Origin of the sequence: Sphingomonas ginsenosidimutans (genome assembly GCF_002374835.1) — a bacterium.
GTDB classification, from domain to species: Bacteria; Pseudomonadota; Alphaproteobacteria; order Sphingomonadales; family Sphingomonadaceae; genus Sphingomonas; species Sphingomonas ginsenosidimutans.
In genome coordinates, this window is record NZ_NWVD01000001.1 from 1 (window position 1) to 13,279 (window position 13,279).

Below are 13,279 nucleotides of genomic sequence, written 5' to 3' on the forward strand. Positions count from 1 at the left end.
GACAACGTCCTATGTCGGGAAGCAGCGGCGGGTTTTGGCCAGCAGATATCGATGCGCCGACAACCATCGGCGCGGCATGCAATCTGAGCCAGATGGCTCCCACCGTCAACGGGATCGCTCCCTGCCATAGCAAACGCAGGATCCAGCGGCGCCGGGGCGACCGTGGTCCTCACCATCCTTAAAACGAGATACGCACCCAGGTGGAAGGCCCGAACATTATCTACAGGGTCGCTCGAGGAGCGCCCTCACGGCACTTGCAGAGAGGGGTCCTTCCACCTGGCATCCGACCGTTCGAGGAACGGCCGGTACTCTGTTCCCGTCTTGATGACGGCGTGAGCCACGCGCGCCATCTTGGCGGTGAGCGCCGTCATCGCCTTGCGGCGACGGTCGGCATCGTCCGCGTGCCCGGCAATGTATCGTCCGAGCTTGTCGCGGAAGCTGTTGTCGCGCTGACGCGCGGCGACCTGGGCAGCCATCCAGAAGGTGCGGCGCAGGCGCGCGTTGCCGTATTTGGACAGCCTGGTGCGGCCGCGGAACGTGCCCGACTGGCAGGTCGCGAGATCGAGGCCGCAAAACTTCAGGAACTGGCGATGATGGTTGAAGCGGCGCAGATCACCGGCCTCGGCCAGGATGGTCAGCGCATTGATCGGACCGATGCCCGGAATGTTGCGCAGCAGCTGGTAGTCGACGTCATCGGCGAGCCGCGCATGAGCCAGCCGCTCGATCTCGTCGCGCTGGTGGATGAGGCTGCGGCCCTGTGCAATGACCATGCGGAACATGGTGACGGCGGCGGAGTCCTCCGGCACCGGCAGTGCCGTCGAGGCGAACGCCGTCTCGTAGATGTCGTTGATGAGGCGTGCCTTGGAGACCTTGCGGCCGATGAGCGGCCACGCCGCGGCCGAGAACGCCTCGCGGTCCAGTGCCGTGATGGTGGCCGGCGTCGGAAACCGCTCGATGAGCGCGAGAAACCAGTCGGACCGGCTGTTACCTGCGAAGCGGGCGATCTCGGGGAAGTACAGCGGCAGATAGTGGGTCAGGATCCGGTGCCAGGTCTGCGTCTTCATCCTGGAGATCGTCTCGTGGGTCTTCGAGAGTTCCTGCAGGTCATTGATGCCCGCGGCGAGCGGGTCCACATAGCGCTGCGTCGCACCGATCCGCAGCATGTGGAGGATGACCTGCGCGTCCTTGGGGTCGTTCTTGTCCCAGCCATTGTGCAACGCCTCGCGTGTTCGGGCGAGCGCGACCGACGAGATGAGGCGCAGCTCAAACCCCGCCGTCAGCAGCCGGTGCGCCAGCGTGCGATGGTAATTACCCGTCGCCTCGAACCCGACGATGATGGGACGACCGATGGCAGCGAGCTGCTCGACGAAGCCGCCATAGTCCTCCTTGGTCGCCATGACGGTCATCCGCCGGCGCCGGCCGCCTTCCGGTCGCTCGATAAGGACCTCCTGCCGGTTCTTGGACATATCGATGGCTACCAGCACGGCGCCGGCAGGCGTAGAGGTGAGCTTGGTCATGGTCGGTCGGCCTCCAAAGTGTTGTCTCGACAACCTCACTTTAGATACCTGCTGACCGACCATGGCTTGCCCTGATGAAGCCTGCGGCCGCTTCGCGGCCTTGCCTTCATCAGGGCCATAGCGGCCCCCGAACCAGCGCTTCCCAATGTGCTATGGCGCCGAGTTTATCGCCAATGCCGTCGAGTGCCGGGGGCATCATGAGACGGCGCTTCGGATAGCGCAGACGGCCTTGGTACCGCTTGACCTTTACCGCACGTCCTGCCGGGGTAAAACAGGGCTCGCTGACGGCGTGACAAGCTGATCTGGCAACAGAAAGACGTTACGGGTTGTGGCATGTCATTCGTCACGACGTTTTGATGACCGACGATGATGCCCTGAAGCGCTGGTTCGTGGCCAACGTGCTTCCGCTGGAACGCGACCTCGAGCGCTATCTCGCACGGCATTGTCGGGCGCGGGAGGATGTCATCGATCTGCGGCAGGAAGTGTATGAACATGCCGTGGCCGCCGCGCGCAAAAGCCTTCCGCTCAATACCCGTCCCTTCGTGCTGACGGTCGCGCGCAATCTGCTGATCGATCGTGCCCGGCGGGCGAAGGTGATTTCATTCGAACAGATGGCGGACCTCGACGAACTGAACATGCCCGATCTTGACGAGGCGGACCGCGCACTGACGGCGCGCGACGAACTCCGGCGGGCGATGGTCGGGCTGGACCAGTTGCCCCCGCGTTGTCGTGAGGTCGTGCGGCTGCGGCGCGTGGAGGGGCTGAACATCCGGGAAACCGCCGACCGGCTCGGCGTCGGTCACCATACGGTCGAGCGGCAGTTGACGCTCGGCCTCCGGGCATTGGCCAATTTCATGCTCGGCGGGAATGCGCGGATCGAACGCAAGCCGGGGCTGGCCCCGCGACGGAAGCGAACGCAATGACCGGCCGTAACGACATCGAGGCGCGCGCCGCCGCCTGGTTGGTACGTCGCGACCAGCCCGAATGGAGCGCGACGGACGACGAGGCGCTCAGGGTCTGGCTGTCGGAGAGCGATGCGCACAAGGTTGCGCTATGGCGGCTGGAGGCAGGCTGGGAGGCCACCGCGCGGCTCGCCGCGGCGCGGAGCGTGGCCGTGGAAAAACCTTCGCTGAACCGGCTGCTGGAAAGCCGCGCGCTTCAGGCGCTGGCAGCCAGCCTTGTCCTGATATGCCTGTTCGCCGCGGCGGTCGTTCCGGAATGGGTGCGACGCGACCAGCCGCCGCCGCCCCGCCGGTTCGCCACTGCCGTTGGCGAACATCGCGCGGTGCGCCTGCCCGATGGCAGCGCGGTGACGCTCAACACGGCCAGTACGATGCGGGCCGCGGTCGACAGCGGTCGGCGCGCCGTCTGGCTTGATCGCGGCGAAGCCTATTTCGACGTGGCCCATGACGCGCGCCATCCGTTCGTGATTCATGCCGGGGACCGGGTGGTGACGGTCCTCGGCACCCGCTTCTCGGTACGACGCGACGGCGGGATGGTCACCGTCGCTGTCATCGAAGGTCGCGTCCGGGTGGAGGATGCTGCCAAGGGCGAGCGCGGACGGGCGGCCGTCCTCACCGCCGGCAACGTCGCCATTTCGCGAGGAACGTCGATGCTGCTGACCGACCGCTCATCCGCGCGGGCGCAAGCGGCGCTGTCGTGGCGACGGGGCATGCTCACCTTCGACCGGACGACGCTGGAAGAGGCTGCAGCCGAGTTCAACCGCTACAACCGCCGTCAAATCCGGATCGCCGACCCGCAGGCGGCGCAGATCCGGATCGGCGGCACGTTCGATGCGACTGACATCGATGCGTTCGCGCGGCTGATGCGCGCTGGGTTCGGACTGGCGGTGCGCGAAGAGGCGGATACGATCACGATAAATTCCTGATCGATTGCGTTACGACTTTCCGCGCCCCGCCCGTCTAGCGTTGCAGAAGGCCCGAAGAGGCCGTGCAATATCGGAGGGGGAATATGCCCGGGAAGTATAAGTTCCTGATCGCGGCGGCATTCGCAAGTAGCTGGACGGCAACGCCTTCGTGGTCGCAGTCGCGAGCCGAAACGGCGAACCGGGTCCGCACGTACAGCATTGCGCCCGGATCGATGCGCGCGGCGCTCGACGCCTGGGCACGACAGTCTGGCACGCCGGTGCTGTATCGCAGCGAGGAAGTCGACGCGTTGCGGTCGCGCGGCGTGCGTGGAAAGCTGGACGCGGTCGCCGCATTGCGGGCGGTGGTGGGTGGCTCCGGCCTGATCCTGCATCGCGATCGCAGCGGCGCGATCGCCGTGACGCGGATGCCGGCCCCGGACCGCACGGCGGCGATCGCGCTTGCCGCGCAACCGGCTGCGGCGCCCGCCCAGGAAGACGATTCCATCGGCGACATCGTCGTGACCGCGCGTCGTACGGCGGAACGTGGCCAGCGGGTTCCGGTGGCGATCACCGCCTTCTCGCAGGATGCGATCCGCGAAAAGGGCATCAACAACGGAACCGACCTCCAGAATTTCACGCCGTCCCTGTCGGTGGTCGGCGACGTCGCGCGCAATCAGGAAACCTACACCATCCGCGGCATGGGCGGGACCGGCGGTCCGGGTGCAGGGAGCGGTCCCGGTGTGGTCGGCTATTTCGCCGAAGTCCCCACCAGCGTCAGCGGCCCGGGCAATTTCTACGACCTTGCATCCTTGCAGGTCCTGAAAGGCCCGCAGGGAACGCTGTTCGGGCGCAATACGACCGGCGGTGCGGTTCTGCTGGAGCCGCAACGGCCGCAGATGAACAAGGTCGAAGGTTATGTCGACGGGACGATCGGCAACCTTCAGCGCAAGAGCGTTCAAGGCGCGCTGAACGTCCCGATCGTCGACGACGTGCTGGCGATCCGCTTCGCCGGGCAGCTGGACAAGCGCGAAGGCTATGTCCGCGACGTCATCACCGGGCGCGACTATCTGAACCGCAACAATTTCAGCCTGCGCCTCGGCATCCAGTTCGATCCGACCGCCACGATCAGCAACTATACCGCTGTCAGCTATCAGGAGGTCGACGAACATGGCGGCGGCAGCATCCTGCTCGCGGTCAATCCCGCGCGCCCCTATGCCGCGCTGTTGCAGCCCTATCTCGCGGCCCAGCAGGCGCGCGGCGTGCGCCGGACCGCGCTGAGCGTGCCGACGTTCGAGAAGGCGAAGAACTTCCTTGTCCTCAACAACACCGAATGGCGCGTCAGCGATACGTTCACACTCAAGAACATCTTCAGCTACGCGCGCACCCGCTCGACCAGCGCCACCGACCGCGATTCGACGACGCTGCCGATCGCCGACCTGCTCGGCGCCTATCCTGGCAGCTGGAACAACAACCTGCGCACCATCACCGAGGAAATGCAGGCGCGCTACGACGACGGCACGCTCAGGGTGCAGGCCGGCGGCTTCTTCCTCGACCAGAAGACGCCGGCGCCGCTCACCTTCGCCACCGTAAACCCGATGCAGGTCGGCGGTATCCTGGGTGGCGGTCCGTTGATGATCCCACAGCCGTTGCAGGCGGCGCTCGGCCTGACCAGCCCGCTGGTCCCCGCACTCACCCTGCAACCGAGCGCTCATGTCGACGGACGGAGCAAGGCGGCCTATGCGCAGGTACAGTATAAGATCGTTCCGACGCTGACCGCCACCGCCGGCTTCCGCTGGACCTGGGACGAGTTCGGCGGCGATATCCAGAGCTATCAGGACCCCGCCAGTTACCAGATCTTCAACCGGCTGGCGGCACTCGGGATCATCAGCCCCGCCCAGGCGGCGCAGGTGGCGGATTTGAACGCCGGGCTGTGCGTCTACGACGCGTACCAGGCGGTCGCCGCCGGTCGCTTGCCCACGCTCAAATATCCGAACTGCACTTCGCCGACCTTCAGGGGTAAGAGCAACGGCCCGACCTGGCAGCTGGGGCTCGACTGGCAGGCGGATCCGCAGACCCTGCTCTACGCCGTATCGCGACGGGGCTATAAATCAGGAGCGAGCAACCCGATCGTGTCACTGTTCCTTGGTGAGGAGCATCCGCTGTTCGCGGTGAAGCCCGAACAGGTGACCGATGCCGAATTGGGGCTGAAGCGCGACTGGATCTTCGGCGAGGTCAAGGCACGGACGAACATCGCCGCCTTCTATACTTGGTACAACGATATCCAGGTCATCCAGCGCGCCGCGATCGCCGGATCGGACATCCTGACCAACGCGCAGCGCGCGCGGGTGATGGGGCTGGAGTTTGAAGGCATGTTGGTCCCGGTCAAGGGCCTGACTCTCGGCGCAACCTATTCGTACAACTCGGCCAAGTATCTGCAGTATGACACGATTGCGATCCCCGCGATCCCGCAGGCGCTGACCGCCGCGCAGCCGAGCCGCGACCTTGCCGGCACACCCTTTTCCTTCGTGCCGAAGCATAAATACAACCTCACCGCGAGCGTCGACCTACCCCTCCCTGAACGCGAGGGGACGCTCCAGCTGACCGGCAACTGGTCGTATCAGACCAGTCAGCGCGTCACGCCCGAGGCACAGCCGTTCGACACGATCGCGGGATACGGCCTTCTGAACCTTCGACTCGACTGGCGCGATGTGCGCGGCTTCCCGCTCGACCTCGCCTTCTACGGCACCAACATCCTGAACCGGGAGTATCGCGTGACCGCCAACCCCAGCTACAACAATTCGGGCTTCATCGGCTCGATCTATGGCGAGCCGGCGCAATATGGCGTCCAGCTCCGCTATCGCTTTTGAGGGGCGATCGGACATGACGCGCCATACCGCGATTCTCCCCGTCATCCTGCTGGCCAGCGCCGCCATCGCCCAGCAATCTCCGACCGCGTTCCAGCCAACCGCTGCCCAAGCCGCATTACAGTCCAAAGCACGAGCAGCCGGCGCTACCGGGCTGGCCGCAACGGCTGCACCCGGCGGCGGCATGATCCTGAACGGCACCGTCGAAGGACGCCGGTTCGTTCTGACCCTTCCGCCCAACTGGACCGGGGAGACGGTGCTGTTCGGGCAGGGCTATGCGCTGCCCGGCACGCCACCGACGGTCCCGGCCGACCCGCTGGCAAAGGACCCGGGCGGGGGGCTGTTCCATCACCTGTATGCGCAAGGGATCGCCAGCGGCATCGCTGCGGTCGACAAGAACGGCATCGCGACCGAGACTGCGACGCGCAACACCATGCGGTTGCGTGCGCTGGCGGTTAAACTGGGGGCTAAGCGCTTCTATGCGGTCGGCGGATCGATGGGTGGCAACATCGTCCTGTCACTCATCGAGAACTATCCCAGGGCCTTTTCCGGCGCGCTGGCGATGTGCGGGGTGACGCAGGGCTGGCTGGCGATGGTACGGCAACTTGCCGACATGCGCGGCGCCTATGACGTGCTGACCGAGGGAACGCCCTATGCACTGCCCGGCGGCAAGGACCTGACCCGCTCGGCACTGCCGATCGTGCCGCCGGCCGATGGTACGACGTCGGGTGATGCGTTCCGCGAGGCGCAGAAGACCAAGCTGCTGTCGCCGATCCTCGCGCTTTTCCTCGCTGCCGAGGCGAACCCGCAGGGACCGGAGGCGCGGATCATCCGGCAGGTCGCGGCAGTCGGCGGATTCGCGCCTGATCCGGCAGCGCTTGGCGCACCGATCTCTTCGGCGGCCCTTGGCATGGACGACATCAAGGCCACGATGGGCGGCCTGCCGATCGGCAATCGCGACACCGTCTACGCACCGCCCGAGATGAACGCGGCGGAAGCGGCGGCGTTCAACCGCAAGATGCAACGCTACGATGCCGATCCTCGGGCGGTCGCCTATGCGCAGCGCTGGCACGAGGCGACAGGACGATTCCGTATCCCGCTGGTCACGGTGCATCAAACGATCGACTCGCTCGTTCCCTATGCGCAGTCGGAAGGGCTGGGCCGGATCACCGCCGCCGCCGGCAACGGCACCCGGCTGGCGCAATATGCGGTGCCGCCGACGAAGATCGCGCTGCCCGGCGGCCTAAGCGGGTATACGCATTGCGGTTTCACGCCTGCCCAGAACATCGCCGCGTTCGATGCGATGCGCACCTGGGTCCGGACCGGGCGCAAGCCAGGACCGGATGCAGTGCGATGACGATTGATCGACGCGATCTGCTCGGGCTCGGCGCAGCGGTCGCGGCCACGGCGGCGCTGCCCGCACGGGCCGCTGGGCCTGCCCCGTTTCTCTGGGGCGCGGCGACGGCGGGGCATCAGGTCGAGGGCAACAACGTCAACGCCGATATCTGGCTGCTCGAACAGGTCACGCCGACCGTTTTCGCCGAACCGTCCGGCGATGCCTGCGACAGCCTGCACCGCTGGCGCGAGGATGTGGCGATCGTCCGCATGCTGGGACTGAACTGCTATCGCTTCTCGGTGGAATGGCCCCGTATCGAACCGGCAAAGGGCCAGTTCTCGCAAGCGTGGCTCGATCATTATGCGCGCATGGTCGACCATTGTCGCGAGCAGGGTATCGCCCCCGTCGTCACCTTCAACCATTTCACTGCCCCGCGCTGGTTCGCGGCGGCCGGCGGCTGGGAACAGGCGGACGCACCAGCGCTGTTCGCGCGCTATGCCGAGCGTGTCGCCCGTGCGATCGCGGACGGGATCAGCCATGCGCTGACCTTCAACGAGCCCAATCTGGCACTGGGCGGGCGCTGGGCGGTCAGTCCGCCGCCGCCCGCCTTCATGGCGCGCATGGCGGCATGTGTCGCGGCGGCAGCGAAGGCCAGCGGGTCGAATCGCTTCTCCGTCCTGAATGGCGGGGATCCCCGGCCGATGATTCCCGGCATCACCGCCGCGCACGTCCAAGCCCGTGCAGCGATCAAGGCCGTCCGGGGCGACCTGCCCATCGGCCTCAGCCTCGCGATCCCCGATGAGGTGGCGGTAGGTGTGGACAGCGCGATCGAACGCAAGCGGGCCGACGTCTATGGTCCCTTCTTCGCGGTGATGGACAAGGACGATTTCGTTGGCGTCCAGACCTATGGCCGCGCCTATATCGGCGCGGAGCGCGAGGTCGCGCTGCCCGCCGACGCGGCGCGCCGTCCCGATGGACGCGAATGGTTTCCGGCCGCGGTCGGCAACGTCGTGCGCTATGTCCACCGCGAGACGGCCAAGCCGGTACTGGTGACCGAGAACGGGATCGACGCCGCCGACGACCGCGAACGCGCGCGCTTCATACCGGCGGCGATCGCTTCGATCGAGACCGCGCGGCGCGACGGCGTGCCGGTGCTGGGCTATATCCACTGGTCGCTGCTCGACAATTTCGAATGGTTTTCGGGCTACGCCCCCAGGTTCGGACTGGTCGCGGTCGATCGCACCAGCTTCCGCCGCACGATCAAGCCGAGCGCGCGCACCTATGCCACCCTCGTGGCGGGACGGCGGTGATGCGGCGCCGGGCGATCGCCGTGCTGGCCCTTTCGGTCGCGACCGGCCAGCCGGTGGCAGCGCAGAGCGTAGCCGTGCCGGCCTTTACCCTGCCGCCGTCCAGCCAACTCAGCGCCGAGGCCCGTCAGGTTCTTGAGCGGATGAAGGCGGAAACCGCATCGAAGGACATTGGTAGCGACTTAGTGCGGCAGCGTGCCTTCTACCAGCAGTGGAACGATCGGCGGCTGGCCGAGATGCGGCGCCATTTCGCGACGAATGAGCGTCGCGACCTGATTGCGGGCGTACCCGTCGCCATCGTCGAGCCCCAGGACGGCATCGCCCCCGGCAACACGGAGCGCGTCCTGATCAACGTCCATGGCGGGGCATTCATGTGGGGATCGGGCAGCGGCGCGCTGGTCGAAGCGATCCCGATCGCCGCCGTGATGCGGGTGCGGGTGGTCACAGTGGACTATCGGCTGGCACCCGAACACCGGTATCCGGCCGCGTCGCAGGATGTGGTGGCCGTCTACCGCGCGTTGCTCAAGACGCATCGTCCGGAGAATATCGGCATCTATGGCTGCTCGGCCGGCGGCATCATCACCGCGCAGGCGACCGCCTGGATCCGCAAGACCGGAATGCCGCGACCCGGTGCGATCGGAACCTTCTGTGGCACCGGGGCTCCCTATTCGGGGGACAGCCCATACCTTGCCGGGCCGATCACCGGCGGCGAGGTGGTGTCCACGCTGGTCCTGCCCGAAAGCTTGCCGACCCCGTACATGGCGGGCGTGAAGAGCAGTGACCCGATCGCCTATCCACTTCAGACGGATGCCGAGATCCGCGCGATGCCGCCGACCTTGCTGCTGGCGGGCGGGCGCGATTTCGCGGTCAGCGCCCTGACGCGCGCCCATCGTCGCCTGACCGCAGCCGGGGTGCCGAGCGAGCTGCAACTGTTCGACGGCCTGCCGCACGCCTTTTTCATGTGGCCCGACATGCCGGAATCAACGGAAGCCTTTCGCCTGATCGCAGGCTTCTTCGACCGGCATCTCGGCCGGCGCCCCCGATAGCCAAGGAGTACGCCCGATGCGCGCCTTTTCCCTGATGCCCCTGCTTCTCGCCGGTGCCGCAGCGCTGGCTGCGCCCGTTACGTCCGCCGGCGCGCGGGACGTTCCGGCGTCCAGCCAACAGCTACTCGCGGCACAGGCCAGCCGACTGGGTGCCACCGACGTCACGGCGACCGCCCGCGCGGACGGGGGCGTCACGATCAACGGCCGGCTCGACGGCAACCAGTTCGCGCTCGCATTCCCGAAGGGGTGGACCGGCGACGGGCTGCTCTACGCCCATGGCTATTCGCCACCGGGCACGCCGGTGGCGGTATCGCCCGATCCGGTCGACAAGGGGCTGGGCACCGGCGCGCTCGGCGAGGCCTATGCACAGGGCTTCGCGGTCGGGCATAGCGCCTATGCCAAGGCCGGGCTGGGTGTGGAGGCCGGCGCGAACGCCACCGCCCGCCTGCGCGACCTGCTGGCAAGGATGGGCGGCAAGCGCATCTATGTGATGGGCGATTCGATGGGCGGCGGGATCGTCGTCACGCTCCTCGAACTATATCCCAGGGCCTTTGCCGGTGGCCTGGCCCGCTGCGGTGTCGTTGCCAACTGGCAGGACCTGCTCGGACGGCTGACCGACATGCGGCTGGCCTACAATGCCCTGACCAAGGGCACGCCCTATGCGCTGCCCGGCAACCAGGACGTTCGCCGCGACGCGATGTCGTCACGCCCGCCCGCCGGAACTCCGGACGCGGCGGCACAGGCCTATGTCTTCGCCCAGATCGCCAAGGTCGGCATGCCGCCGCTTGCCTTGTGGACCGCCGCACAGAAGGATCCGACCGGCCGCGAGGCCCGGATCGTCCGCGCTGTCACCACGATCGGCGGGTTCGAATATGACGCCGCATCGCTCGCCTATCCGCTCGTCACGGCCGCACTGGGCGCGGACGACATGGCAGCGACCGCCGGCGGCTGGGTCCATGGCAATATCGGCAAGGTCTATGCGGCACCCTCGCTGACGGCCGAAGAGAACGCCGCGCTCAACCGCGACATCCAACGGGTCGAAGCCGCGCCACAGGCCGTCGCCTATCTCCGCAAATGGCGCACCGCCACCGGCCGGATCGAGGCGCCGTTGGTGACGCTCCACAACCGGATCGATTCCCTCGTCCCCTACGCGCAGGAAGCGCAGCTGGCCGCGGCGGTGGCAAAGGCCGGGCGGACCGCGAAGCTGGCGCAGTTCACCGTCCCGCCGACCCGCGCCCCGCTGCCGATCGGCGGGATCGAGGGCTATACCCATTGCGGCTTCGACAGGGGGCAGACGCTCGCCGCATGGAATGCGTTGCGTGCCTGGGTCGAACAAGGCCGCAAGCCCGACGCGGAGCTGCGCTGACCATGGCTATCGTTTCGCCACCCCGGCGCCGGAAGCCTGTGCCTATCCGCTGCTGATCCGCCACCTGCTACAAAGCGCGCTCGACGTGCGCAGCCCGGGCAAGCTCGCCGGCACCGACGGCCTCCGCCACGGCTATCCCGAACTCGCGCGGCGGATCGGTCGCCTTGCCGCGCAGACGGTGAACGTTCGCCCGCCGGTTACAGCGGCTTGCCGTCGCGGCCGAGCAGTTCGATGCGATAGGAGCAACCGTACAGCGTCTTGCCCGGATGACTGGTGGCGTTCGAGATCGAGCGCGCGATGACGGTATGCGTGCCAAAGCCGTCCTTCTCGGTCGCCGGTTCGGTCACGTCGGACAGCACGCGCTGTCCCATGAACTTGCGGAACGGGATGTCGCGGCGCACCTTGTCGCCGGTCGCGACGCGCGCTTCCCCGGCGGCGGCGGCGATCGCGTCGATCGCGGCATCGGTGTCCAGTTCGTTGGTGATGCCTTCGCCGGCGGCGACCTGCTTGGGATCGGCCAGGTCGAGGATCGCGACCACCCCGGAGGAGCTGAACGCCACCCGGCGTGTCGACCAGTTGCCGGCGACCGTCACCGGGCGCGGCAGCTCATATTCGGCGAGGAACGGGTTCTTCCCGGCGATCTTCCGCCAGCCGCGGTGTTCGGCCAGACCGTCCGACCCGATCGCCATCGCGAAGCCGTTATAGGTCGGCGCATCGACGCGGCAGTTGATGGCATCGACGATATCGACGGTCGCAGGGTCGATATCGGCATCCTGGCCGGCCCATAGCGGCGTGGCGGCGAACAGCAGCGTCAGCAGGACAGGCATCCGTCGCATCGTCGTCCCGTTCCCCTGTGCGATCGTCGGTGGGCGGCGCGTTCGCACAGACGGGCCGCATGCGCAACGATTCCCGGATCACCGGCGACCCAAAGGCTCTGCGCCGCTCAGAACAGCAGCGTCAGGCCGTAGAACAGCGCGCCGATCGTCGCGGAGGCGGGAATGGTGATGATCCATGCCATCACCACGTTCTGCGCCACGCCCCAGCGCACCGCGGAGGCGCGCCGCGCGGTGCCCGCGCCGATGATCGCGCCGGTGATCGTGTGCGTGGTCGACACCGGAATGCCCAGCGCGGAGGCGGTGAACAGCACCATCGATCCGGCCAGCGAGGCGCTGAACCCTTGGTGCTGCGACAGCTTGGTGATGCGGCTGCCCATCGTCTCGATGATCTTCCACCCGCCGGTCATCGTGCCGGCCGCGATCGCGATATAGCAGCTGATCGCCACCCAGTGCGGCACCTCGAACGGACCGGTCAGATAGCCGGTGGAGTAGAGCAGCACCGTGATGATCCCCATCGTCTTCTGCGCATCGTTCAGCCCGTGGCTGAGCGAATAGGCGGCGGACGACAGCAGGTGCAGCGCGCGGAAGCTGCGTTCCGCGCGGTTCGCGGTGGCGCGGCGCAGCGCCCAGCTGGACAGGAGCATCACCAGCATCGCCAGGATCATCCCCAGCGTCGGCGACAGCACGATCGCCAGCAGCGTCTTGTTGAGGCCGCCCCATTGCACCGCCCCGATGCCCGCATGGGTGACGCCTGCGCCGATCAGCCCGCCGACCAGCGCATGGCTGCTCGACGACGGAATGCCGCGCAGCCAGGTGATGACGTTCCAGGACATCGCCCCGCCGAGCGCGCCGAAGATCACCGCCGGGGTCACCACATCCTTGTCGATCAGCCCCTTGCCGATCGTCTCCGCCACCGCATGCAGGCTGGGGATCGCGATCGTCAGGAAATAGGCGGCGAAGTTGAACGCGGCGGCGAACAGCACCGCCTGCACCGGCGACAGCAGCCGCGTGGCGACCACCGTGGCGATCGAATTGGCCGCATCGTGCAGGCCGTTGAGGAAATCGAACGCGAGCGCGACCGCGATCAGGCCGACCAGCAGCGGAAAGGCCAGTTCGTGCATGGTGGTTTCGTCCCGGACC

9 protein-coding genes and 1 pseudogene are annotated in these 13,279 nt (G+C 67.1%); 7 read left to right on the forward strand and 3 right to left on the reverse strand.

Translation table 11 applies throughout. The features are described from left to right. Window positions 1-220: 220 nt before the first annotated feature. A pseudogene (locus tag COA17_RS00005) lies at window positions 221-1,517 on the reverse strand (IS110 family RNA-guided transposase). A gap of 356 nt (window positions 1,518-1,873) precedes the next feature. Here COA17_RS00005 and COA17_RS00010 point away from each other — a divergent pair. From COA17_RS00010 to COA17_RS00040, 7 genes are all read left to right on the forward strand, one after another. Then, complete coding sequence (locus tag COA17_RS00010; RefSeq protein WP_231738556.1) at window positions 1,874-2,440, forward strand: RNA polymerase sigma factor; 567 nt, start codon at window positions 1,874-1,876, stop codon at window positions 2,438-2,440. Continuing rightward, window positions 2,437-3,405, forward strand: a complete 969-nt coding sequence (locus tag COA17_RS00015) for a FecR family protein (RefSeq protein ID WP_096609343.1) — start codon at window positions 2,437-2,439, stop codon at window positions 3,403-3,405. Before COA17_RS00010 ends, COA17_RS00015 begins: the two co-directional genes overlap by 4 nt. Before the next feature lie 212 nt (window positions 3,406-3,617). Further along, a complete protein-coding gene (locus tag COA17_RS00020) occupies window positions 3,618-6,251 on the forward strand; it encodes a TonB-dependent receptor (protein WP_096609345.1) in 2,634 nt (877 codons plus the stop codon). Between the two features lie 13 nt (window positions 6,252-6,264). Beyond that, window positions 6,265-7,605: an alpha/beta fold hydrolase gene (locus tag COA17_RS00025; RefSeq protein WP_141396992.1), complete on the forward strand. Its 1,341-nt coding sequence runs from the start codon at window positions 6,265-6,267 to the stop codon at window positions 7,603-7,605. Beyond that, window positions 7,602-8,894: a glycoside hydrolase family 1 protein gene (locus COA17_RS00030; RefSeq protein WP_096609351.1), complete on the forward strand. Its 1,293-nt coding sequence runs from the start codon at window positions 7,602-7,604 to the stop codon at window positions 8,892-8,894. The genes COA17_RS00025 and COA17_RS00030 overlap by 4 nt, the downstream gene beginning before the upstream one ends. Beyond that, window positions 8,894-9,937 (forward strand): alpha/beta hydrolase, encoded by a 1,044-nt coding sequence (locus COA17_RS00035; protein WP_096609353.1) that lies wholly within the window; start codon window positions 8,894-8,896, stop codon window positions 9,935-9,937. Before COA17_RS00030 ends, COA17_RS00035 begins: the two co-directional genes overlap by 1 nt. Before the next feature lie 16 nt (window positions 9,938-9,953). Then, window positions 9,954-11,303 carry an alpha/beta hydrolase family protein gene (locus COA17_RS00040; RefSeq protein ID WP_096609356.1) on the forward strand — a complete coding sequence of 450 codons (1,350 nt, stop codon included), beginning with the start codon at window positions 9,954-9,956 and terminating at the stop codon, window positions 11,301-11,303. A gap of 197 nt (window positions 11,304-11,500) precedes the next feature. Here the strand turns inward: COA17_RS00040 and COA17_RS00050 are convergent, their stop codons facing one another. Next, a complete protein-coding gene (locus COA17_RS00050; protein ID WP_176484738.1) occupies window positions 11,501-12,139 on the reverse strand; it encodes a hypothetical protein in 639 nt (212 codons plus the stop codon). 107 nt (window positions 12,140-12,246) lie between these two features. After that, complete coding sequence (locus COA17_RS00055) at window positions 12,247-13,260, reverse strand: inorganic phosphate transporter (RefSeq protein WP_096609360.1); 1,014 nt, start codon at window positions 13,258-13,260, stop codon at window positions 12,247-12,249. Window positions 13,261-13,279 lie beyond the last annotated feature (19 nt).